The 25662-nt window shown below is 37.8% G+C and carries 17 protein-coding genes; 12 read left to right on the forward strand and 5 right to left on the reverse strand.

The features are described 5' to 3' along the window. Window positions 1-17: 17 nt before the first annotated feature. Together QF042_RS11260 and QF042_RS11265 are read left to right on the forward strand one after the other, a co-directional pair. Window positions 18-1124, forward strand: coding sequence for a glycoside hydrolase family 105 protein (locus tag QF042_RS11260; RefSeq protein ID WP_307528305.1), 1107 nt, complete (start codon window positions 18-20; stop codon window positions 1122-1124). Between the two features lie 684 nt (window positions 1125-1808). Further along, window positions 1809-2258 carry an SRPBCC family protein gene (locus tag QF042_RS11265; RefSeq protein WP_307528306.1) on the forward strand — a complete coding sequence of 150 codons (450 nt, stop codon included), beginning with the start codon at window positions 1809-1811 and terminating at the stop codon, window positions 2256-2258. 208 nt (window positions 2259-2466) lie between these two features. Here QF042_RS11265 and QF042_RS11270 read toward each other — a convergent pair whose 3' ends face one another. Together QF042_RS11270 and QF042_RS11275 are read right to left on the reverse strand one after the other, a co-directional pair. Continuing rightward, a complete protein-coding gene (locus QF042_RS11270; RefSeq protein ID WP_307528309.1) occupies window positions 2467-2856 on the reverse strand; it encodes a VOC family protein in 390 nt (129 codons plus the stop codon). A 31-nt stretch (window positions 2857-2887) separates the two neighbouring features. Further along, window positions 2888-3442 (reverse strand): dihydrofolate reductase family protein, encoded by a 555-nt coding sequence (locus QF042_RS11275; protein ID WP_307528312.1) that lies wholly within the window; start codon window positions 3440-3442, stop codon window positions 2888-2890. Between the two features lie 95 nt (window positions 3443-3537). On the opposite strand from QF042_RS11275, the gene QF042_RS11280 reads away from it, so the two are divergent. Continuing rightward, on the forward strand, window positions 3538-4545 hold the full coding sequence (locus QF042_RS11280; protein WP_307528314.1) for a GlxA family transcriptional regulator: 1008 nt from the start codon (window positions 3538-3540) through the stop codon (window positions 4543-4545). Window positions 4546-4549: 4 nt separating this feature from the next. Here the strand turns inward: QF042_RS11280 and QF042_RS11285 are convergent, their stop codons facing one another. Next, window positions 4550-6148: a solute:sodium symporter family transporter gene (locus tag QF042_RS11285; RefSeq protein WP_307528316.1), complete on the reverse strand. Its 1599-nt coding sequence runs from the start codon at window positions 6146-6148 to the stop codon at window positions 4550-4552. A 234-nt stretch (window positions 6149-6382) separates the two neighbouring features. Between QF042_RS11285 and QF042_RS11290 the strand changes: the two genes are divergently transcribed. From QF042_RS11290 to QF042_RS11300, 3 genes are all read left to right on the forward strand, one after another. Beyond that, window positions 6383-6946 carry a porin family protein gene (locus QF042_RS11290; RefSeq protein ID WP_307528318.1) on the forward strand — a complete coding sequence of 188 codons (564 nt, stop codon included), beginning with the start codon at window positions 6383-6385 and terminating at the stop codon, window positions 6944-6946. Between the two features lie 318 nt (window positions 6947-7264). Continuing rightward, complete coding sequence (locus tag QF042_RS11295; protein ID WP_307528320.1) at window positions 7265-8191, forward strand: sugar phosphate isomerase/epimerase; 927 nt, start codon at window positions 7265-7267, stop codon at window positions 8189-8191. A 270-nt stretch (window positions 8192-8461) separates the two neighbouring features. Beyond that, window positions 8462-9403 carry an ROK family protein gene (locus tag QF042_RS11300; protein ID WP_307528322.1) on the forward strand — a complete coding sequence of 314 codons (942 nt, stop codon included), beginning with the start codon at window positions 8462-8464 and terminating at the stop codon, window positions 9401-9403. Window positions 9404-10415: 1012 nt separating this feature from the next. Here QF042_RS11300 and QF042_RS11305 read toward each other — a convergent pair. Continuing rightward, entirely contained in the window at window positions 10416-12602 is a 2187-nt protein-coding gene (locus QF042_RS11305) for an alpha-galactosidase (protein ID WP_307528324.1), read from the reverse strand. Window positions 12603-12981: 379 nt separating this feature from the next. Here QF042_RS11305 and QF042_RS11310 point away from each other — a divergent pair, with 379 nt between their 5' ends. The 5 genes from QF042_RS11310 (at window position 12982) to QF042_RS11330 (ending at window position 24002) form a co-directional block, all read left to right on the forward strand. Beyond that, entirely contained in the window at window positions 12982-14202 is a 1221-nt protein-coding gene (locus tag QF042_RS11310) for a Pycsar system effector family protein (RefSeq protein WP_307528326.1), read from the forward strand. After that, window positions 14202-16241, forward strand: coding sequence for a polyphosphate kinase 1 (gene ppk1, locus QF042_RS11315; RefSeq protein ID WP_307528328.1), 2040 nt, complete (start codon window positions 14202-14204; stop codon window positions 16239-16241). The genes QF042_RS11310 and ppk1 overlap by 1 nt, the downstream gene beginning before the upstream one ends. Window positions 16242-16509: 268 nt before the next feature. Next, on the forward strand, window positions 16510-17415 hold the full coding sequence (locus tag QF042_RS11320) for an SdiA-regulated domain-containing protein (protein ID WP_307528330.1): 906 nt from the start codon (window positions 16510-16512) through the stop codon (window positions 17413-17415). A gap of 416 nt (window positions 17416-17831) precedes the next feature. Further along, window positions 17832-21434, forward strand: coding sequence for a BamA/TamA family outer membrane protein (locus QF042_RS11325; RefSeq protein ID WP_307528332.1), 3603 nt, complete (start codon window positions 17832-17834; stop codon window positions 21432-21434). Between the two features lie 243 nt (window positions 21435-21677). Continuing rightward, entirely contained in the window at window positions 21678-24002 is a 2325-nt protein-coding gene (locus tag QF042_RS11330; RefSeq protein ID WP_307528334.1) for a GAF domain-containing protein, read from the forward strand. Between the two features lie 274 nt (window positions 24003-24276). Here the strand turns inward: QF042_RS11330 and QF042_RS11335 are convergent, their stop codons facing one another. Further along, window positions 24277-24879 (reverse strand): GIN domain-containing protein, encoded by a 603-nt coding sequence (locus tag QF042_RS11335; protein WP_307528336.1) that lies wholly within the window; start codon window positions 24877-24879, stop codon window positions 24277-24279. A 268-nt stretch (window positions 24880-25147) separates the two neighbouring features. Here QF042_RS11335 and QF042_RS11340 point away from each other — a divergent pair, with 268 nt between their 5' ends. Further along, window positions 25148-25504, forward strand: a complete 357-nt coding sequence (locus QF042_RS11340) for a two-component system response regulator (RefSeq protein ID WP_307528338.1) — start codon at window positions 25148-25150, stop codon at window positions 25502-25504. Window positions 25505-25662 lie beyond the last annotated feature (158 nt).

A 25662-nucleotide genomic window follows, 5' to 3' on the forward strand; every position in this document is an offset into this window, starting at 1 on the left:
ACTAATTATCAATCAAAATGTGTAGAAAATTAATTGCCTTATTTGTACTCTTAATTCCATTCCAGTTCCTGTTTGCCCAGAACAATCCGCTAAAAGATTTTCCTGAAGGATTTGGCCCAAAAGAAGTAGGGAAACGTTTAGCTTACCGCTTTCTCGATAAAAAACACATGCTCCACGCCGGGAAATGGATCAGCTATCCGGAAACTTTCAATTGGACCGGAGCACTTAAATATGCTAAATTAACAAAAGATAAAGCGCTCTTGTCGCGTCTGGAAGAGCGGTTTGAGAAATTAACCGCTCAGGAAAAGCAGCTATTGCCCATTATGAACCATGTTGATTTGAATATGTTCGGCAGCCTGCCTTTGGAATTGTACCAGATTACCAAGGATAAAAAGTATTTTGACTTAGGCATGCCTTATGCAGATACCCAATGGGCGGTTCCGCAAAAAGCAAGTTTGCAGCAAAACGAATGGGCTGATAAAGGTTTTTCATGGCAAACCCGTTTGTGGATTGACGACATGTACATGATTACCATTGTTCAGGCCCAGGCTTACAAAGTCACAGGTGATAAAAAATATATCGATCGCGCCGCTAAAGAAATGGTACTTTATCTGGATGAATTACAGCGGCCTAATGGTCTTTTCTACCATGCACCTGATGTACCTTTTTACTGGGGGCGCGGTAATGGCTGGATGGCTGCAGGCATGACGGAACTGTTGCGGTTGTTACCTAAAGATAATAAAGACCGCCCGCGCATACTTAAAGGTTATGTAACAATGATGAAAAGCTTGAAAGATTACCAAAGACCAGGCGGAATGTGGAACCAGCTGATTGACGAGCCAGACTGTTGGGCCGAAACGTCAGGATCGGCGATGTTTACCTATGCGTTAATTAGTGGAGTAAAACATGGCTGGTTAGATAAACAGGAATATGCTCCGGTGGCGAGGAAAGCCTGGCTGGCACTGGTGCCCTACATCAACGAAAAAGGAGATGTTGCAGAAGTCTGCGTAGGTACAAATAAAAAAAATGATAAACAGTATTATTACGACCGTCCACGGAATGTTGGCGACTCGCACGGGCAATCTCCATACCTATGGTGCGTTTTTGCATTGCTGGAAAAGTAAGTTACTGTATAACTTAATAATATGAATCAGGTGTAATCTTAATTGTTAATAGTTAATCGTCTGGTATAACAAAAAAATGATCTTTTGTGTGCCGTATTTGGTATATAACGCCGGCTGATCTCATACTAATGGCGAGTGCACACGCTGATAATCCTGGGGCATTGTCCCCAGGTTATCTCTTTATAAAGCAGCAGCAAAACCTCTACTGATAATTATAATCCTTTTAACTTTCTTTGTCGCAAGTATCTTTTGTTCCAAAAGGATGCCGCTCCTTGCCCTGACAGGGAAGGGCTGGATATTGGTTTGAAAAACTAACTTCATTTTGACCAAGGTAATTTTCGCTTATAGGTTTCTTGTAATTAGATGGTAATTCCTGTTTTCGTGGTACAAAATTTCGGTAGCAGAATCCGGGTTGTGCCTACAATCGCCAAAAAACTGCAAGAAGGATGAGAATAGCAGGAATCCATCAGACATCTTACTAACTCCTGGGATACAGATCGGTCACGCCGACCGTAAAACCCCTCCAACATTGTCGCATATTACCACTGGCAAACTCGAACTTACATGCCATCTTTGTGTAGTCAGGAATTAACATTTAAAACCAATAGGTTAGTGGAGCAGCAACCATTCCAAAAACGGGCGCAACCGAAAAGCCTAAAGAGTAGGGAATTAAAAAATGATATTATGTCGAACAACACCGTTTCATTGCACAGAGTTTTAAAAGCATCGCCAGAAAAAATATACCGCGCATTCACGGAGCCCCTGGCAATTGCTTCATGGTTACCTCCATATGGTTTTCTTTGTACTGTTCACGAAATGACAGTAGAGTTGGGAGGTTCTTTTAAAATGTCCTTTCAAAATTTTTCTACCTCCAATGGTCATTCATTCGGTGGAAAATATCTTGAAGTTACACCAAACGAGTTTCTAAAGTATACCGATCAGTTTGATGATCCAAACCTACCTGGTGAGATGATTACCTCAGTTTGGCTGAAAAAAACCTTGGTGGGCACTGAAATTAAAATTTCACAGGAAGGAATTCCCTCAGCTATACCTGTAGAGATGTGTTACCTGGGTTGGCAGGAATCGCTTGAAAAGTTAGCTAAGCTGGTAGAACCGGAAATACCCGATGCTTAATTTATTTAGGGAAATTATATTTTCTAAAATACATAGCTCCAGCTAATCTCAAGGCTTAAACCCCTCTAAAGTAATTTGGAGGGGTTTTTTATGTTCTGATATTAAACGATTTTGCTAAATGATTATGTCTTTTTGTAGAAACGTAGCGATAGGTATGGCAGATCAATTAAAAAAAGCGGTCTGTATTATCGCAGACCGCTTGTCTATCTTACTTCCATTTTAAGATATTAAACTTATGCCCGTCTGGGTCGGCAAAGGCGCAACCATACATGCCCTGAAATTCCTCTGGTGGCGAGAATACCGAACCGCCGGCATCTTTTACTTTTACAGCCCACTCATCTACCTCTTCCGTTGTTTCGGCCGAAAGGGTAAAAATTACTTCGTTGCCCTTGCTCAAATCGGCCAGTTCGCCTTTCATGCCCTTTTTTAAACTATCTTCCTTGAAAAAGTGTATCACAAAATTATCCTCTCCAAATAAAAAGCTGGCCAATTCATCGCTCTCGCGTCCTGCATTTTTTTCAAAACCGAGTTTGGTGTAAAAAGCTCTGCTTTTCTCAACATTTTTAACGCCTAAATTGGCCCAAATTTTTGTTTTCATAATGATATAGTCTTTAGATATTGATTCTTAATTATAACGCCTCGTAACTTAATAATACGGTACCGCTTTTAAAGCTGCGGGTATCAGTTAATTTCAAATTCAATTGTCTTTGCATGCCGTTAAAGATAGGGGTGCCCTTGCCAATGCCTACCGGATCTATCATGATTTGATAGGTGTTAATCAAACCTGCTTCAGCCAGTTGAGTACTCAGATTGCCGCTGCCTAAAATGGCAATATCTTTTGGCGATGTTTTCTTCAGCTCAGCTATTTGAGCCACTATATCTCCATTCATTATCCGTGTATTTTGCCAATTGGTGTATTGCAGCGTATTGGTACATACAATCTTTTCTGCCTGGTTCATGCCCCTGGCTACCTCTGGCATCGCATCAATAGCATTTTGCGATGGCCACCACGATGCCATCATTTCATAAGTTATCCTGCCGAAGAGCAAGATGCTACCGTACTCCAGATTTTTTGCACTGAACTCGCCCTCTTCCTGGCCGTGTTGATGCCAGTTGATACCATTGCTGGCATCTTTATAATAGCCATCCAGACTGATAAAATTGAATACATTTAATTTGCCCATTTTCTGTTGCTTTACCTTTTACAAATCTCTGTAGATTATCGATAGCATTTAGGTGGCATAAATGACAACTTAAGGGCGTAAAAGTGACAAATAAAATGTCTAATTTAGTTACCATTAAAAATAACTATTTAAGAATGTTAAATGTTTGCCTTTATATTTTCGATGAAGCTGTGCCTTCTTCGGTTACTGGTGTAGTAGATTTATTGAATGGTGCCAACCGTTATATGGAGCGTGTCGGTAAAAAACCAGTATTTGCACTAAGTTTGGTTGCAGAGAAAGACCACGAAATTCCCTTTCACTTTAACAACGCTAATATCCAGCAGTTAAATTATGAGGATGTACAAGAAGCTGACCTGATTATTATCCCCTCATTCAGTGTAGGTAACGATGGCGTGTTAGGCAGAAACCAAGCTGCCATTAAGTGGATCAAAGAAATGTACGCCACCCGAACCGAAGTAGCCAGTTTGTGTGTAGGCAGTTACTTTTTGGCCGAAGCGGGTTTGCTTGATGGTAAGGAAGTGACCTCACACTGGGCGGTAGCCGCCGATATGCAGAAACGTTACCCCAAAATCAGGATGAAAAGCGATTTAGTAACGACCGATCAGGATGGTGTTTATACCAGCGGTGGAGCATTTTCTTCCCTTAAATTAATCCTCTACCTGATCGAGAAATTTTGTGGCCGCGAAGCTGCTTTATGGATCAGCAAGATGTTTGCCATTGAAATGGACAGAACCAGCCAGGCGCATTTTAAGGTATTTACAGGACAACATCAGCATGAAGATAAAGACATTTTGAAGGCCCAGCAATACATTGAAGAAAACTACCAGAAAGATATCGCAATGGATGAGGTATCCAGTCTGGTGAATATGGGAAAACGTAATTTTATCCGTAGGTTTAAGGCTGCCACCAATAATACACCTTTAGAGTATCTGCAAAGGGTAAGGATAGAATCAGCCAAAAAAGCCATCGAAATGAACCACAAAGAGCTGCCATTTATTATGGAGGATACGGGCTATAACGATTTGAAAGCATTCAGAAAAATCTTTAAACGCATTACGGGCTTATCGCCTATGGAGTACAAACGAAAATATGCGAGGGCTTAAATCATCAATTAGCGAGATATGCAGGGGAGAACAATAAAAATAATAAAACCATAATCAGTAACAAGAGTCCATTTACCCAATAACGGTTTTTCCAGGGCTTTAAATCAACAACCTGTTTATTCTGTGCTACATAGGCCGCTTTCATGGGATATAGTTTTCCAATAATGAGCATAATGGCGGTGGTAACAACGAAAAGAATAGCCAGTACATGCAGGAAGTGGATACCGGTATCAAAAACCATTTGTGTAAGGATATAGGCTACAAAGCAAAATCCCAGGCCTATTTTTGCGGCAATTGGCGGAACTTTTTTGGTTGCAAACCCAACAAACATAATGGTAAAGATGGGAATACTGAATGCGGCATTTATCTTTTGCATAAAGGTATAAAAGCTGTCATTAGAGAATATAAATAATGGTGCAATGAACATGGCCAGTAGCGAGGCAAACATTTCAAATCTTTTCGAGCTTTTTAACATATTGGCTTCGGTAACCACTATGCCTTTCTTTTCTTTGGCTGGTTTATAAATATTAAGGATAAACAAGGTACTTGCGCTGTTTAATCCTGGCGAAAATGAGGTAATGGCCGCGCCAAAAATAACTGCAGCGATAAAACCGCTGAGTACAGGAGGCGAAACATCGCTTACCACCCTAGAAAAAACTTCAGTGGTATTCTGCATATTGCTGTACAGGTGTACAGCAATAATCCCCGGCAGCATAAATAATAAGGGACCAAGGAGTTTACCCGCACAGGCCAGAGCAATTCCCTTCTGGCTGGTTTTAAGGTCAGATGAAGCCAATGCCTGTTGCACAATTACCTGTTCAGTGCCCCAATAAAAGAGGTTCATCAAAATCATACCTGTAAAAATGGTCGAAAAAGGAATGGCATCGCCTGCTTTTCCTATTGAATTAAAGTGTTCGGTTTTTGAGGTAAGAATGGTGTGTATACCCTGTTGCAGATCTCCGTTTCCAACATGCCTCACCCCAAAATAGGCAAGTAATAATGCGCCGGTAAACATACAGGCACCTAATACCAGATCTGAAATAACGATGGCTTTTAAGCCGCCCAAAATAGAATATAAACTGCCAACAAGCCCAATGCACCAAACCAAAATCCAGATGCTGCTGCCATAACTGATGTTCCAGATATCGGAAAAATGAAACAAGCCATTTAGTGCCACTGCACCGCTGTACAATACAATAGGCAACAAATTAACGAGATAGCTGATCAAAAAAAGAAAGGAGACCAGTTTTTTGGTTTGCGGATCGTACCGACTTTCCAGAAAATCGGGGGTTGTAGACATGGCGCCCTTTAAATAAACCGGGATTACAAATTCAGAAACCAATAACATGGCAAATACAGAACTGATGCCCCAGGCCATTACCGTCATGTTGTTGATGTATACCGATTCGCTGCTGCCTACAAATTCGGCTGCGCTGATGTTGGTGAAAAATAAAGCACTTCCTACGGCGGTAAAGCTTAAGGTACGATTGGCAAGAAAAAGCCCGGCGGAGGTCGTAATTTTATGCTTTCGGGTTTTGAACCACGAAATCAGCGCTACCAGAAAGGTTACCACAATAAAAGCAACAAAGGCTGTAGTGTTCATGTGCTTTGCTTTTCGAAAATAGTTAGCATAAAGTAGATCGGGCCACACTATATAGGTTTATAATTTTTGTTTGCCTTTTAATTTACAAGGTAATAAAATTCAGTTAATCCATAATTGAAAAAAAAATCAATTCATATTTTTTTAATAGCGTAGTAGGGGTAAATCCAAATGTTGTTGTCATACTTTCAAAACACAATAAATATTCAATTATTTAAAAAAACAAAAAGTATGAAAATGAACAAGTTTTATTTATTAGTTGCTGTTATGTTTATTACAGCAGGAGCGGCAAAAGCACAAGATTCTGACCTGGTATTTGGTATAAAAGCTGGTGTAAACTATGGAACATTGCCAACAAGTTTTAAGGCCATAACAGATAAAAAAGGAAAGGTAGGTTATAATTTTGGCGTATTCGCCCGTGTTGGTAAATCGCTATATTTTCAACCAGAATTGAACTATGTTAGCTTTAAGAGTTCGTATGTTTATGCATCTAACACCTATACACCTAAATTTAACCAAATTAATTTGCCTCTTATGGTAGGCTACAAGTTGATCGACACGGAATCTTTAAATTTTAGGGTGTCTGCAGGTCCTGATATTAATTATACCCTTAACGAAGCAAAGGGACCAGTTGGCTTTGATTATAAAAAACTTAATTTCGGTGGGGTGCTTAATGCTGGTGTAGATATTGGTAATATTAGTATTGATGCCAGATACAGCAGGGGCATTACAAAAATTAATAAAGGACTAGGTGAAAAAAGTGGTTTATTTAATCTCTCTGTTGGATTTAAATTGTTTTAAAGCGTAGGTTAATCAACCTGAAAATAATAAAAATATCCTTATTTTACTATAAAATTTGCCCTTCAGGACATTCTGAAGGGCTTTTTGCGTCTCCTATCAATGACAGATTTATAAAGTCGATCGTCATTTCCTGAAGGGCAGCCCCGAACTTTCAGGAGAGAAATCTTTTAACATGGTTTAAAGATCTCTCCACTGCGGTCGAGATGACGATACCTCGCCCCATGTCATCTTCAAAGAACGATTTCATTTATTCCATTGTTATGAACTAAATTCTTTAAAACTAAAAATGTGTAACTTGAATCCGTAAACTTATATCAAATGAAATATAACCGACGCGATTTTATTGGTGGTAGCATGGCACTCACATCTGCTTTATTTTTAACGCCAATGGAAACATTTAGTACACCTTCTTCCGGATCTGAAAAATGGACGAATGGTTTCGCACTAAAAATTATGGCGCCATATTGGGGCTTTAATGGCTCGGTAACCGATTTTTGCAAAAAGGCAAAAGATTCAGGTTATGATGGAATAGAAATCCTCTGGTCCTCAGAAATTGCTGAAGAATTATTTAAAGCGTTAAAAAAATATCAATTAGAAGTTGGTTTTCTTTGCCGTGGTGACGAAGCTCTTCCTGTACCGCATTTTGCAACTTTTAAAAAAGTACTTAAAGAAGCTATTGAACACCGGTATCAAAAACCCTTGTATATAAATGCTCACTCCGGAAAGGATTTTTTTCAATACCAGGATAACAAAAAATTCATTGATTTTACGGTTCAGTATGCTAAAGAAACGGGAGTTCCAATTTATCATGAAACCCATCGGTCGCGTATGCTTTATTCGGCTCCGGCATCATTACCATATTTACAGGAAAACCCTGATTTAAGGCTAACCCTCGATATTTCTCATTGGTGTAATGTGAGCGAAAGTTTACTCGAAGATCAACCAGAAACTGTGGCCCTTGCTATTTCACGTACCGATCACGTTCACTCGAGGGTTGGCCATGCTGAAGGGCCGCAAGTAAGCGATCCAAGAGCTCCGGAATGGAAGCAAGCAGTGGAAGCTCATTTTGCCTGGTGGGATAAAGTGGTTGCCATAAAAAAACAACAGGGTAAAATCCTTACCATGTTAACTGAATTTGGACCGCCCAGTTATCTGCCAACCATTCCGTTTACCAACCTGCCAGTGGCCGATCAATGGGAAATAAATGTATATATGATGCAGGTATGGAGAAAAAGATATTTGTAAGTTTTTTAAGGTTATAATTCTATGTGTTTGTAGAAAAATTTCTCTAATTCTTATACTTTAGTAATTGTGTGCTTTATTTTTGCGTGGAATATCTTCTATTATCCGTTTAGTTCAAATTTTTTGGCCTAAATTTAATACCAGGCCTATCAGGAATTCTATTTTTAGCCTATATTTAAATGCGAAATTGAAACAATAAAAACATATCTATTAAAGCAATGCAAAAAAGGTTTAAACCAGGTTCGGTATATGATTACTTTAAATAATTTCAACATGGAACAATCATATGCTATCGGAATTGATGTTGGTGGATCTTCACTCAAATGTGGAGTGGTAAACCAAAATGGCGAAATTTTATATTCCATTATTGTATCGCTAAAAAATGCTAAAACACAGGGGGCAATTATTGCGGTTATTGTAGAGGCGATCCATACCTGTGCTAAAAAATTTAAAAACCCTATTCTTGGGGTAGGTATTGGTTTTCCGGGGATTATTTACAACAACAAAATTATTGCTGGTGCCGATAATTTACCTGGGTTTAAACAATTGGCTTTAGGCGAAATCCTGCAAGAAGTAACACGTTATAATATTGTAATGGATAATGATGCCAATTTAATGGGGCTTGGAGAGGTAACATATGGGGCAGCCAAAGATTGTAGTGATGTGGTTTTTCTTACAGTGGGCACGGGAATAGGCGGCGCAGTGATGATTGATAACAAACTTTACGGAGGATTTAGAAATAGAGGTACGGAGTTAGGACATATCGTTGTACAGCACAACGGGGTTGCCTGTGCCTGCGGAGGTCGCGGTTGTTTAGAAGCCTATGCCTCAGTATCGGCACTGCTTAACCATTATCAGTCTATTCACCCTAATCCACCAGAAGAGATTGATGGCAAATATATGGTAGAAAAATACCTGGCCAGGGAAGAATATGCCGTTGAAGCTATGGAATCGCATTTCGATTATCTGGCTACTGGCATTATTAGTTTTATAAATATATTTAGTCCACAAAAGATTGTAATCGGTGGAGGCATAAGCGAGTCTGGCGCTTTCTATGTTCGGGAGATAGAAAGAAGGATAAAAACTTTAGCCGTACCTATTGCACCCGGTAATGAGTTGGTGGTTGCTGCCAGGTTGGGCAACAAGGCAGGTTTGCTTGGCTGTGCAGCAAATGTTTTTCAAAAATTTAAGGCATTTGATTATGCTGAGAAATAATTCTTCGGAAATAATAGGTGCTAATCTAAAACTGCATCCTTTTTCGGTGAATAAGTAGGAAACAAAAGTATTAAATTTTAAAAAAGAGGTTGTATCATAAATATAGGATTTGTCATCCTAAGGGTTAATTTTTTGTTTAAAAATCAATATTAATGACATATATAATTGATTATTTTTTACCCTACAGCACATGCTTTCCTCGGCTCACCGCCGCCGATGGGCTCTTTCTTTTTGGCGTCAAAAAGAAACAAAAAACACCGGCTGAAAATTTTTCTTTCAAAGTTAGTAGGTTGGCTGGGTCGGTGGAGCCCGAAAAATTTGTTAGGCCGGATTTAAGTGGAACGGGGATACGGTGCTACGGCCTAGTTGGGCGGAAATACGCAGTCGGCATACATCACTCATATTAGATAATTATAAAATAACGTCAATGGTAGCCTGTCGAAGGACCCGTTTAATACTCTTGAAGGTGTTTTCGACTACTTGTTCCGATTCTTCCTATCGTGTGGACACATCTTTTTTAAGAATGGCTTGGGCATCATGCTAGCTGGCTTTAATAAACCACAGTCTTTACCGAAGGACGTCGTCAATCCCAAGGGCCAAGGAAATCAAAAAAACAGGTGCAGAATGGCACAAATGGCACCGCCAAACCTTAAACGCAGTAGTTTTGTGTTCATAAACACTAATTTAAAGTGCTAAAGAGAATTGAACACAAACCCCGAAGGGTTCAATCAGCCCAAAGAAAACACAAACAGAAACTGATTAAACGAAGTGCCGCTGTTTTTTTGATGTGCGTGAGATTGTGTAAAGGGCCCATTGCTGGATTGACAAAGCGCTTTGGGTACTTTGGCGCTCCAAAATGCGCAGCATTCTTGAGCACAAATAAAAACAACATGATCTGCGAAAAACTACCATGCCACCGCGGCATAGAGCGCAAAATGTATTTGTTTTAGAGTTACTTAATAGCAGGAAAGATGCTGATCCCGAAGATTCATGAAGTTAGATTTTAAACATTTTATATCGCCTGTACCTTTAAAACCACACTTGTTCTGTTTGCACTTGCTTCCGGGTTAAAGCCTACCTTCATTAAAAAGTCGCCAGAGTAAATTTTAGTACTGTCAATAGGCGATTTAGTACCGGGATACAGGTTAATTTCTTCTATTTTATATTTTTTAGCAGGGTCTAATCCTTTTAGTTTAATCGGTAATATCACACCATTGGTAAAAAGGGTTGCCACATAGTAATTAAAAACAATAGCCTGATCTTTAGCATCGTTTACATAGGTAATTGAAGCTATTTTATTTTCGTAAGGATCCTGTAAACGGTATTGCTGGCCATGCCAGATAATATCTTTTAAGCTATTATAGGTTTTAACTGCATTCTGACTAAAAAGCAAATCATTCTTACTTAACTCATTCACACGTACATCATAACCAAGCTTTCCCATCATGGCCACATCTGTTTTAAACTTAAGAGGCTGTTTACCCATATCGGTAATGTGGTTATCAACAGCAATGGAAGGGAAATAATATGAATATTCCCATTGTATAAAGATGCGGTCGTATGGATTGGTATTATCGCTAGGCCAAAACTCAGTAAAATATTGTAGTGCAGCATAATCTACTCTCGAGCCTCCTCCGGCACACAGCATCATTGGCGTTTTAGGATATTTTTTTCTAATCCTATCCAAAACGCTATTTAATCCCCTGATATATTCAAGATAAAAATGATCCTGGTTTTTTAAAGTAGGAGAGTTTGCATTGTATATCAAAGAGTTACAATCCCATTTAATAAAAGCAACTTCCGGTACTTCCTTAAAAATATCATCAACAGTTTTGTAAATAAAATCCTGAACCTTTGGGTTGGTTAAATCTAACACCAACTGGTTACGCATGTAATATTCTTTTCTTTCCGGCTGTCTGATAATCCAATCGGGATGGTTTTCGTATAACTCGCTTTTAGGATTCACCATTTCTGGTTCTATCCAGATGCCAAATTTTACACCATTTGCTGTAGCCTCTTTACCCAATGAGCTGATTCCATTTTTTAGTTTTTGCTTGTTATACTGCCAATCGCCCAAACCAGAAGTAGATCCATTGCGGGGGTATTTATTTCCAAACCAGCCATCATCCAATAAAAAAACATCAACCCCTAATTTTTTGGTATCCTTTGTTAACTCGTTTAATTTTTCATCATTAAAATCGAAATAAGTAGTTTCCCAGTTATTTAATATGGTAGATCTTTCACCTTTTCCATCTAATATCTGATAGTTTCTGGCCCAATCATGCAAATTTCTGCTGGCTAAACCTTTTCCTTCGGATGAATAAGTATAAATAAAGCGGGGAGTAACGAAATTTTCACCAGCCTTTAAAGTATAGTTCGACGAGAAATTATTAATCCCGGCAGTTATCCTGAGGTAATATTCATCAAAAGTTTCAAAATCTAACTTAAAGTTTCCTGTCCAGGCTAACGATCCCGCAATTACATCACCCATATCCTCAGTAGCAGGCTGATCTATCGAAACCATAAACGAAGAAGAATGAAGCAGGTTTGTCCTGGTTCCTAATTTCGAATCGATGGTCTTTATACCATGCAGCAATTGCTGCTCTTCCGAACGCATTTCGCGGGTAGCACCACTATATTGGTTTTTAAGGAAGAATTTTTTTCCACTCAGGGTAAGATTTGCAGAAGCATACTTGTTTAGCACTACGGTGCCTTTCTCTCGATGTTCAATTTCTGCCCATTGCTCAATTACGTTTTCATTAAAATAGGCCAGGTATTTTAAGGTAACCTGAAAATTGTATTTTAAATCTTTAAGAATAACACTGGTTAATTTTCTGTTCTGATCCAGCTGTTCGGTTTTCACATCCGAAAATGTCAATACCGTAGATTTGTTTCCATCAGCATGCGTTACGGTTAATGCGGGTTCTAATAAATTAAGTGAGCCTGAGGCAATATAAGCTTCCCGTTTATTTAAAAGATCATCTGAGCCAGGCTTGTATTTATCTAATGCCTGTATGCCTGGGTATTCGTTCGCATTATCTAATTTTTTGCCAAGATATGTTGATAATAGGGTGTTATCACGATCTGTTTCCAGGATCAGTACATTGTTTTTTGTAGCAATTTCTATGGTTTTCTGCGCAAAGCTGTTTAGGCCTGTTGCCATTGAGAGTAAAAACAAAAGTGTGTTCTTTCTTTTCATTATTTATCTGGGTAAAAGTTTAGATGATGCACCTCATATTATTAGCATCAAATTAAAATACGATTAGCAATCAATCAAAATGTTAAAGGTGAAATTAGCACTTTCTGGCGTCAATGAATTCGCTGTTTATATCAAAGTATTATCTTTTTTTGACAAGATTAAACCTAATAACATCAGATTGTTGTTGTAAAGCCAGCCATTTTTAAATCTTATTGTAAAATAAACAAGGCATTATTATTGTTGAGGGGAGATCAGCGTTGTTTTTAAAAAATTAGCGTAATTTTATAATTATAAAAAATAATACGATTTTCAGCTTTAAAGATTTTCAAGAAATGCATTTCCTTCATCACATTAAATTATCGCAACCCCAGATACGCTCATGAACTATAAAAAATTGCAGGAAGATGTAGAAAAGTACGTTGGCGATTACTTCCGTACCCATAGCGATCCACGCTTAGTTTATCACAACCTGGAACACACACAAGAAGTGGTAAATGCGGCGCAGCAAATTGCCAATCATTACCAGCTAAATGAGCAGGATTTTTTTTCTGTAACCGTTGCAGCCTGGTTTCACGATACAGGGTATTTTGAAGATGCATTAAACCACGAAGCAAAAGGAGCAGAGTTAGCTGATGATTTTTTAGCAAAGCATCAGATTAATCAAGAAATCCGTGATCATGTTAAAAGTGCCATATTAGCCACTAAAATCCCCCAGAAACCTACAACTGAAATTGATAAAATCCTTTGCGATGCAGATTTGTTCCATTTAGGTCTGTCCGATTTCCGTGCAAAAGGTAAATTAATGCACAAAGAAAATGAACTCATCTATAAAAAAGATATCAGTAAACGAGATTGGCGCAAAAAAGATATCCAGTTTATGGAATCGCATCATTACCATACCGATTATGCTAATCTGTTGTTGAGCGATCAGAAACAGAAAAATATCAGCAAACTGAAAAGTAAATTAACGGCTCAGGAGGAAATTAGTACAGAATTAGCAGAACCTGTAAATTTTGCACCTGCCATTGTAAAAGAGAATGACAAAAAGAAGAAGGATAAAGATGATAGACCAGATAAGGGTATCGAAACCATGTTTAGGATCACTTCATCCAATAACCAACGCCTAAGCGATATGGCCGATAACAAGGCTCATATCCTGATTACGGTAAATTCGATCATGCTTTCCTTAATCGTAAGTTTATTGTTAAGGCGGTTGGAAGATCATGGCAACCTGATTATCCCCACATTTATTTTGTTAATAGTGAGTTTAACCTGTGTGGTTGTTTCCATTTTATCAACCCGTCCAGCAATTCCGAAGGGGGAATTCACTCAGGAAGATATGGATAAGAAAAAGGTGAATTTATTGTTTTTCGGTAACTTTTATAAAATGAGTTTACCCAGTTATACCGATGGTATGATTAAGGTGATGAACGATAAAGATTTTTTATATGGAACCTTAATTACCGATGTATACTCGCAAGGCGTAGTTTTGGGCAGAAAGTATAAACTGATTCGCCTGGCTTATAATATTTTCATGTTTGGTTTAATTGCAGCAGTATTTGCATTTGTAATTGCTTACGCAGCTTACGGTAAACTTTAATGGAACAGCTAGTAGAAACCTCATTTTTTAATAGAGATTTAAGCTGGTTAAAGTTTAACGAGCGTATTTTAATGGAAGCTGAGCGAAACACTGTTCCGCTTTTAGAACGCATTAAGTTTTTGTCGATATTCTCTTCCAATCTCGATGAGTTTTATCGTGTAAGGATGCCGGTGTTACTCGCTTTAGAGAAATTGAGCAATAAGGAAGATAACGATATTCGCATTGATGATAATTTGCTGAGCACGGCCAGTCTGCTTATTTCAGAACAACAACAGCGATACGGTAAGGTACTTAAATCAGATCTTATTCCCTTGCTCAAAGAAAATAAGATTAACTTAATTTATGGGCAGCCATTCCCTCCAGAAATTCAGAAAAGTATAACCCGATATTTTTTGAGCCAGGTAATGGCTTTTTTGCAGCCTGTTTACATTAATGCTGACACCAATTTCTTTCCTTCAAATAATGAGCTGTATTTTCTGATTACATTAAACAAGAAAGAAGGTGCAGAAGTGATTATTTTAAATATCCCTTCCAATCAGCTGCCACGTTTTTATAAGGTAGAAACAGGCGATGAAACCTTTATTGTTTTTCTGGATGATATCGTACGTTTTCATTTAGACCGTGTTTTTCCGGAAGGCGAAGTTACCGGATGTTATAGTTTCAAAATCACCAGAGATGCCGAAATAGATCTGAAAGATGAATATTCGGGTAGTTTATCAGAGCAGCTGGAAAAACAATTGTTAAAACGCGATTCGGGTTTAGCTACACGTTTTCTCCACCAACCCGGTATACCCGCTAATGTATTCGAACTGCTTAAAAAACTTTTCAATTTAAAAAAGGCCAACAGGATGGAAGGTGGGCAGTACCACAATCTGAAGGATTTTATGGGTTTTCCTGTAAATTCGCCCAGGTTATCCAACCAAAACTGGCCAAAACTCTGTAATACCGATTTGATAGATGGATCGTTAACCGAGGCCATTTATAAAAACGACATCATTGTACACACGCCTTACCAGAGTTATGATAGTGTGCTGCGGTTTTTTAACGAAGCTGCTATTGATGAAGATGTAAGGGAAATATATGTTACGCTCTACCGTGTTGCCAGCGATTCGAAAATTGTAAATGCTTTAATCAGCGCTGCAAAAAATGGTAAAAAAGTTACGGTTTTGGTCGAGCTAAAAGCCCGTTTTGATGAGGCCAATAACATCAAGTGGGCAAAAAAAATGAAGGAAGTTGGCGTTGATATTATTTATAGTGTTACCGCTTTAAAAGTTCATGCCAAAGTAGCCTTAGTGAAACGCCAAACTGGTAATAGAATGCGTTATTCAGGTTTGTTTGCTACCGGAAACTTTAACGAAAGCACAGCTGCTTTTTATACCGATCATATTTTAATGACGGCCAATAAAGAAATGCTGCGAGAGGTAGAATTACTTTTTATTTTTCTGGCCAAAAGGGTTAAACCTACTTCTTCCGACCTGATTAAGTTTAATCATTTGTTGGTGGCCCAGTTTAATTTACAGCAAGTTTTTCTTAACCTGATAGATAGAGAAATTGAACACGCCAAACAAGGTAAACCATCAGGTATTACCATTAAAATGAACAATCTCGAAGAGAAGGTTTTAATCGACAAACTTTACGAGGCATCATCGGCAGGTGTAAAGATCGAAATGATTGTGCGAAGCATTTGCCGCTTAATTCCAGGCGTAGCGGGAATGAGCGAAAATATTAAGGTTACCCGTATTGTTGATCGTTATTTAGAGCATGGACGTGTTTTTATTTTCCATAATTTAGGAAAGAATGATGTATACCTGGGCTCTGCTGATTGGATGAACCGGAATATCTATAGAAGGATTGAAGTTTGTTTTCCGATTTATAATGAGCAGATTAAACAAGAAATTATGGATATTATCGAAATTCAAAAACAAGATAACGTGCAGGCGGTTTGTATAGATGAAAACATGAATAATATTCCTGTTAAAAATGGTGGGGTTCCTGTCGAGTCTCAATACGATATTTATACGTTATTAAAAAATAAATAAATCGTCCTTTCGATTGAAGTTCTACCAAGCGGTCGTCATTTCGACTGAAGTGCAACGAAATGGAGAAATCTATGAAAGTAGACTTCAGTTGATCTCTCCGCTACGGTCGAGATGACGACTATGCTGTCGAGATAACGATTAATAAATAAACAACAACTAAATTTTACCCTTTTACCCGTGGTCTATGTCCTCACAGACCACATGATTACTTATTGATGGTCTGTGAGGACACAGACCATGGACATTAAACAAGAATAATTTTACCCTTATGAAATACAATAAAACTTTCCTCGCCTCTACCTTATTTGTTGCCGTTGCCTTTTTAGGTATATCTTGTGTAAATGCTAACCGCGATGATAAAAAAAGTGATTCAACCGAAACAATTTCTGCAGGCGGAGGAGAAAAATCGAGCCTTCCGTACGATTTAGCAAATCCGGTAAAATATAACATGCCACAAAATCTTTTCGAAATTTCCGGAATTGTATTTCATAATGGAGATCCGAAAGAAGTATTTGCGATACAGGATGAAGATGGCGATTTATTTCATCTGGGTTTAACTGATAAAGAATCGAAATTCACCAAATTTGGAGGTAAAGGCGATTACGAAGATTTGGCTATACTGAATAACACCGTAATTGTGTTAAAAAGTAATGGCGAACTGCATAGCTTTCCCATTAGCGAGATCAATAAACCAGAAGTTGCAAATGTGGTTAAAACTAAAGATCTGGTGCCTAAAGCAGAATACGAAGGCTTAGCTGCTGATGAAAAAACAGGTCTGGTGTATCTTTTAACTAAAGAAATTAAGAAAAATAAAAGTGATCAGACCGATATTTATGCCTTTAAATATGCTGATGGCAAATTTACAGCAAGTGGAACCTTCGCTTTATCTTATAAAGAAATAGCAGAATTATCTGGCGAATCCAAAATCAAGTTTCGTCCATCTGCCTTAGCCAAAAATACCTCAACCAACGAGTGGTATGTGCTATCATCTGTAAATAAATTGCTGGTAGTAACCGATGCAAACTTCAAAATTAAAGCAACTTATCCACTAAAAGGCAGTTTCTTTAATCAACCAGAAGGTATTGCATTTGATCGCGATCAGAACCTTTATATCTCTAACGAGGGCGGTACTTTATCAGCAGGAAATGTTTTAATGTTTAAATTGAAAAAATAAGTAACATAAAGATTGCTCTCCTATAAAATATGTATTAGGCACAGCTAGGCCATAGCAGTGTATCCCCGTTCCACTTTAGTCCGGCCTAACAAATTTTTCGGAAACCACTGAGCAGGCCAAAGCAGTTGCTTTGAAAGAAAAATTTTCAGCCGGTGTTTTTTGTTTCTTTTTGACATCAAAAAGAAAGAGCCCATCGGCGGCGGCGAGCCGAGGCAAGGATGAGCCTTAGGACAAAAAGAATCAATTCTATGGTTCTGATGTTTATGAATTAAATTAAAACTTGATGATGACTTTTCCATCGAATCTGTCATTGTTAATTTGTATCTGATTTAGACCCTGAAATAAATTCAGGGTGACGGTACTAGGGAGAAATAAAATAATTTTAAAATAACTACCTTTATACAAACGCTGAGTCTATGATTAAAAGATTTACCCTTTTTACCATCTTATTTTTTATCAACTTCATTGCCTTTGCGCAGGATGATGTAAAATACCGTGTAATTCTTTTTGGCGATGCGGGCGAAATGAACCCTGCGCAAATGCAGGATTTAAAAAATGCTGCAAAGCAGATCCTTCCCAAAAAAACAACCGTTGTATATCTGGGCGATAATATTTATCCAACAGGAATGGGCTTGCCTGGAAGTGTAGAAGAAGAGGAAACTAAAAAGATTCTGCGTTCTCAGTTCGAACCTATGCGTAAAATGGGTGCTGCAGTTTATTTTGTTCCTGGCAACCACGATTGGGATAAATCTGGCCCTAAGGGTTTGGCCAAAATTAAGGCACAAGATGATTTCCTTAAGGCGCAGAATGATCCATTATTGAGATTAATACCAGAAAATGGATGTCCTGATCCTGTAGCGATTAAATTAACCGATAAATTAACCATCATTGCCTACGATAGCGAATGGTGGGTTTTTCCATATAATAAATCAAACCCTAACGGCGAATGCGAATGCAGGACTAAAGATGAGGTTATAGTAAAAATGGAACAACTGCTTGAAGAGAACAAAGACAAGGTTATTCTGCTGGCTTCACACCACCCATTTCAGAGTTATGGCCCTCATGGTGGTTATTTTAATTTAAGAAATCATCTTTTCCCTTTAACCTCATTAAATAAAAACCTATACATTCCAATGCCTGTTTTGGGCTCCGTGTATCCTTTACTCCGTTCCACCTTATTAAGTCCCGAAGATTTAAATCACCCGGCGTATAAGGATATGATTAAATCAATAACCGGTGTATTTGGCGATTATCCTAATGTAACTTATGTTGCCGGGCATGAACACGGCCTGCAGTTAATTAAAGGAAAACAATTGCAGATTATCAGTGGTTCAGGATCGAAAGTATCGCCAAATAAAGAAGGTAAAACTTCGTTGTTTCACGAAATGCAGCAGGGTTATGTGGTGGCCGATCAGTTGAAAAACAACGATATGCGCTACGAATATTATATTTATTCAGATACGAGCGTTAAAAAGGTTTACAGTTACGTTAAAAAGTTCGAAACCATTCCTCAAAAAGTAAGAAATAGAGATAAAGCGATTACCGCGGATAGTATTTTTGTACGCGTTAAACCCGAATACGATAGCGTTGGGCGTTTCCATCGTTATGTATTTGGCGAAAATTACCGTAAGGAATATGCGGCTAGAACAAAAGTCCCTGTATTAAGGGTTTCCCAAATGATGGGTGGTTTAAAGGCTACCCAGCGTGGAGGGGGTAATCAATCGCGCTCCTTACGACTAGAAGATAAAGATGGTAAAGAATATGTATTACGGAGTGTTGAAAAATACCCTGAAGTGCTTTTGCCAGCCGCATTGCGAGAAACATTTGCTAAGGATGTGATTAAAGACAATATGTCGGCACAGCATCCATTTTCGGCCCTTGTTGTGCCTGAGCTGGCTAAGGCTGGCGGTATCCCACATAGCAACCCGATTATTGGCTGGGTCTCTCCTGATGATAATTTAGGCGAATTTGAATCCGCTTTCGCTAATACTTTATGTTTGTTCGAAGAAAGGGAACCAACGGGAGAATCAGACAGTTCTCCGAAAATGGATAAAAAACTAACCGACGATAACGATAATAGATTAGACGGGCCAGCTTGGGTAAAAGCAAGGGCATTTGATGTATTACTCGGCGATTGGGACAGGCATGAAGACCAATGGCGTTGGAAAGAAACCAAAACCAAAGATGGTTCGCTTTACTCGCCGGTGCCAAGAGATCGTGATCAGGTATTTTTTAGATCAGATGGCTTTTTACAGCGCTACACACAATCTTCATCTTTATTACCCATGATGCAGGGTTATGAGCGTGGCATAAAAGATATCAATTGGTTTTTATGGGAAGGAAGAGAAATCAGCAGTCGCTGGACCGCCAATATTGACGAGGCGGAATTTGATAAAATTGTGAAAGATTTCTGCGCAAATTATAATGACGCTGTTTTCGAAAAAGCATTGAAAAAACTTCCTGAACCAAGTTATTCATTACACCACGATGCCTTTTTGGCACAGATGCGTAACAGGATAGCCACTCTGCCAAAGTTAATGAACCAGTATTATCATTTCTTTAACCGCATTGTAGATATCGAGGTGACCAATAAAAATGAACTGATTCAGATTACAGATGCGGGGAATGATGGATTACGCGTAAAAATTAATAAGATTTCTAAAGAGGGAAATATTAAAGATGAGCTTTTCGATCGGAAATTTGATCCGAAAGTAACCAAAGAGATCAGGGTATACATGCACAATGGTAACGATAGCTTGATCCTGAACAATAAAAACTCGAACATTAAATTGCGGATTATCGGTGGAAAGGGCACTAAAGTTTACGATTTTGCAAATAGTAATGGATCTGTAAAGTTATATGGTAGAACCGATAAGGCAACTTATAATGGAGAAGATGCCAATAAAATCAGAAAAATAATCTCTAACGATACTTCGAATTTCAGCTACATCCCAAAAGATATGTACCGTCGGAAATCGTGGTTGTTAAACGCAGGTTACAATAATGATGATGGTGTTTTATTGGGCTTGATCTACAAACAGACCAATCCTGGTTTCAGAAAACAGCCTTACGGCAATTCACAGACCATTTCCTTTTTACATTCATTTTCGACTAAGGCTTTTAGGTTTAATTATAAAGGTGAGTGGTTAAAAGCTTTAGGTAAGGGCGATTTTGTTTTAAAAGCTGATGCTTTCGCACCAAATAACACACAGAATTTCTTTGGTTTGGGAAATGAAACACCTTTCAATGATGACGATAACATCAGTTATTACCGTGCACGTTTTAATCTTTACCAGGTTGATGCCTCAATCAGGTGGCGCCGTCCTAAATCTACTTTTAGCGTAGGTCCATCATACCAATATTATAAATTTAATCAGGAAGATAATGATGGACGTTTTATCGAAAATCCATCACAATTGCATTCGTCTGATTCGCTTACCGTTAGAAACGAAAAGATGTTTGCAGGCGCATTTGTAAATTTCACCAACAACACGCGTGACAATGATTTGTTACCAACCCTGGGTAGTTTCGTAGATTTTAAACTATTGGGTTATAAAGGCGTGAATAAATATTCTAACTCTTATGGACAGTTTACAGCGAGTATAGCATTATATAAAAATCTGGATGGCAGAAAAAACTTCATTTTAGCCGATCGTTTCGGTGGAGGAATAACCATTGGTAAACCTGCTTTTTACCAGGCTTTATTTTTAGGCGGACAAGGGAACCTTTTAGGCTATCGTCAGTTTAGGTTTGCTGGCGAACACATGTTTTACAATAATTTAGAGTTACGCGCTAAACTTGGCGATTTAGTAAGCTATGTTTTACCCGGACAAGTTGGCTTGCTGGGTTTTTATGATGTAGGTCGGGTATGGAAAAGAGATGAAGCCTCTACATTATGGCACCATGGCGTAGGAGGAGGGGTTTATTTCGCTCCTGCATCACTCACAGTTGTGCGATTTGTAATGGCACACTCTTCTGACGGATGGTATCCATACGTATCACTTAATTTTAGGTACTAAATTTGTGTAACATATTAATAGATGTAATATCCAAGTATTACGTTCAGCAGACTAACATTGCTTTAACGAGTATGTATCTTTGCAATGAATTAGTAATTAAATAGATAACTATAAATTTTACACTATAGCAAAACTTATACAATGAATACCAATGTAATACAAATAAATAAAAACGAATGTATACATTGCCAGGTAGAATCATCTCTGTCTTTTCGCCCCCTTGTGGAGTATTTAAAAGGCAGGTTGAAAACAGAAAAATCGGTAAAATCAGAATTTTACAGGTTTTTACTTCAAAAAATTGAAAAAGACGATGTGCTGCTTGGCAACATCAGTGCCGAAGATTTATCAAAATATAAAGATACTTTAGAATTAATTTTCACTATTCTAACACCTTTGATGGATAATGAAGATGATTTGTTTTGGGCTTTAAGTACCCCAATTCCGGATCAGATTTTCTTTAGCACCAATGCATTCTATAAATTTTTTAAGGATCACGATCCTAAAAATAAGGTAACTAAAGACAATGAACCTGTTGAGAAAAAACAGCTTAAGTTTATCTACAATGTTATTTTAGGCCGTTTTTATAATTTTGCTTCGGTACTGAAAAATGAGATCATTTATGCGCACATTAATCAGGAAACAAAGCTTACACAATACTATAATATCCAAACAGATACCAAGTTTGTAGATATTATGCATAAAGGCGATTTACCTGAGCTTAATTTTGAAGAACTGGGTAAACATTTCCAGGACGAAACTGAACTGGAATACCTGGTGAAGCATTTGCCTTTACAAAATTTCCATTTCGAAGGATTCAGCATTATCTCTATAACAGATGTAACCTTGCAACATGCCATTGATGGTATTCGCGATGCGCTTGTTAATCACAATTATCAAACTGAAGCCTATACGCATGTAATTCACGCTTTAAAAACACTTAGCGGAAACGGAAAACTCGAATTTGGATTAATGCCTTTTTTAACCGTTAACAACAAGCTCGTTTTTGATAATCAGGAATTTTCACAAAGTATGCTGATTAATTCGGCAAAATCATCCAATCTCGAAGAAGAGGTTTTTTATTCGTTGGTTGATAAGTACAAAGAAAACCCGCGGTCAATTTTTGTAAGCTCAATCAATGACGATCAGATTGATAAAGATCCTTTTCTAAGGGTTTTAAAAGCTGCCGGAGTTTGTTCTTATTCGGTATTACCGGTGTATTACAATACCCAGTTGGCAGGTGTTTTAGAGGTTTATTCGAGTGAGGAAGTAGTGGTTGATGATAAACTTTTATCGAGGTTACGTCCGGCAATGCCTTTAATCGGTCAGCTTTTCCAATACAGTATTGAAGAATTTGATGCTAAAATGGACGAAGTGCTGATGGATAAGTTTACCGCTTTACAACCATCGGTACAATGGAAATTTAATGAAGCTGTTTGGCACTTTCTTCAACAAAATAACAGTCACCATAAATTAAAGGAAATCGAAACGATTACCTTTAAACATATGTATCCGCTTTTTGGCGCAATTGATATCCGTAATTCTACCATCGAGCGGAATAAAGCTTTAAAAGATGACATGGAAGTACAGTTAAACAGTTTAATTGATACTTTAAAGGCCATCCGTAAACATGTTTCTTTAGAACTTACCAATAAACTATTGTTTAATTGTAAAGATTGGATTAAACGCATCGGTGATTTTGCTTCGTCAAATGAAGAAAACAAACTGAACGAGTTTTTAGAAATCGAAGTTTATCCTTTTTTATCGATTATAAAAGGTAATTATCCGGTAACTGCTGAGTTTGTAGATCGTTATTTCGAAGTAATTGTTCCTGAAACCGGCGCTGCTTTTGCAAATCGCAGGCAACTCGAAGTTTCGATGCAGTTGATCAATACCGAAGTGAGCCAATACCTGGAGAAATCGCAGGCTAATTTACAGGCCTCTTACCCTTGTTATTTTGCCAAGTTCAGAACAGATGGAGTAGAGTACGATATTTATATCGGACAGGAAATTGCCCCAGATCGGCCATTTGATTTGTTGTACCTAAAAAATATCCGCCTTTGGCAGTTAACCTCAATGGTCGATATTGCGCGTTTATCTAAAGGATTAATTGACGAAATGCCTCGTGCATTAGAAACAACACAGTTGATCTTTATCCACTCTAATGCGATCGATATTAGCTTTAGGAATGACGAACGCCGTTTTGACGTAGAAGGTGCTTATAATATTCGTTACGAAGTTGTTAAAAAACGTATTGATAAAGTATTGGTTAAAGGTACAACTGAACGTTTAACGCAGCCCCATAAAATTGCAATGGTTTATTTCAATCCTGAAGAAGCCAAAGAATATTTGGAGTACATTAAATATATGCAGGTTCAAGGTTATTTAAACGACGATCTAGAGCAACTGGAATTAGATGAACTTCAAGGTGTTTCCGGGTTAAAAGCTTTAAGGGTAGGTGTGAAATATCTGGAAAATAAAGTAGCAACTAAAACAGATGCTGCTAAAAAACTTAAACCTAAAGAGATCAAATCTATCGAAAAGGAAATTGCTAAAGTGTTGCAGCACTAATAATCCGTATGAGGTCGTCATTTCGAGCGGAGTGTAACGTAGTCGAGAACCACGGAGTGCTCAGCGAAGCTAAATCTATTTAGATAGATCTCTCCATTCCACTGGGTTCCAGTCGAGATGACGGATTTGCTGCTGAAGGTCTAGTATATAATTAATAAGGTCTAGTATATAATTAATTTTGTGCATTCCATCATCCATCTTACATTTTCCCTAACAACAAAAAAGGCTTCCTGATTCCGATCAGAAAGCCTTTTTCATTTGTGTGTTTTTATAATTACTTGATTGCTGCAATTTCTTTTTCAACTGCATCAGTTTCTACAGAACTGATGTTAGTTTTCAAAGCTGCAAATCTATCGATGGTTAATTTTTGTGATTTACCCATTACCAAAGTATGATTATCAGTAGAACCGCTTAATTTTAAATCTGCCTGATCTGAAATTACGGTGTATAAACCTTCTGAGCTGGTATTGATTTCGGCATGTGCATTTCCTTTTAAAAAGATCTGAAGATATTTAGTTCTTAATTTTCCTTCAGTTTTAACAATTGCATTTTCTGAAGCTTCAATTCTGTAAAAATCGTTTACATAAACGGTTAATTTTGCTTTTTCGGTGCTGGTTGAAGTGATTTTTAAATTATCCCCATCCTGCATCACTTTTGCTGTTCCGGTGTTATCATCAGTGTAAGAAATACCAGGATTGCTTCTTTGGATAATGGTGAGTTCTATATTTCCTTTTACAGAAATTCTTTTAAAAGCCGATATTTTTAATATGGCATCCGGTTCTTTTTCTGTTGCAGAAACGCTTGTGGTAAATACAGCAGAAGATAAAACGATTGCTGTTAATGAAGTGGCGATTAGTGTTTTGATTGAGGTTTTCATAATATTTTATTTAATAATTAAATGTTAATTAATTGTTATTTAAATGCTTAAGTCTTTTTGTTATGGTTTTGTAGATAAGACGCAGTGAAATGAAAAACGTTGCAGGCAATGTTGCGTTTTTATACAATCGATAGGTAATACTCGACGAACAGGCATTAATTCAAGACGAAAACTTGAAACTTTTACCAAGCATTTGTAAAATATTTTAAGATCTATTATTGGATTAGTCTTTTTCTTTATCTTTAGTGAGAATTTTAGTCTGTTATTTATGAAGAAAAAGGTTGTACTTGTTCAGGATAATAAAGATATCCTTGATATAATGGACCAGGTATTGGAGGAGGAGGGGTTTGATGTTACGGCATCGCTAACCACCGAGCCTATAGATAAAATAGACGAAATTGAACCCGATGTAGTAATTGTAGATGATCACATTAAGGGTAAAAAGAAAGGCTCTCAAGTAATTAAGGAACTTAAGTCTGATCCGGAAACGGAAGATGTATCAGCCGTGCTCACCTCCACATCCAATAACTTACCTCAACAGGCAGAAGATTGCAAAGCTGATGATTATATCGAAAAACCATTTGATATCGATCATATGGTTGAGGTGGTAAAGAAAAACTCGTAAACTATCTTCATTTCGACTGAAGTGCAACGGAATGGAGACAAATCTATTCGTGAATTTAAAAGTAGATTTCTCGGTTACGCTATCAATGACAGATTCTAATAGAAAGGTCGTTATTATAAGGAACGAAGCAATCTTAAAGCGCACGCTACTAGCGATCG

Source organism: Pedobacter sp. W3I1 (assembly GCF_030816015.1).
In the GTDB taxonomy this organism is placed as follows: Bacteria; Bacteroidota; Bacteroidia; order Sphingobacteriales; family Sphingobacteriaceae; genus Pedobacter.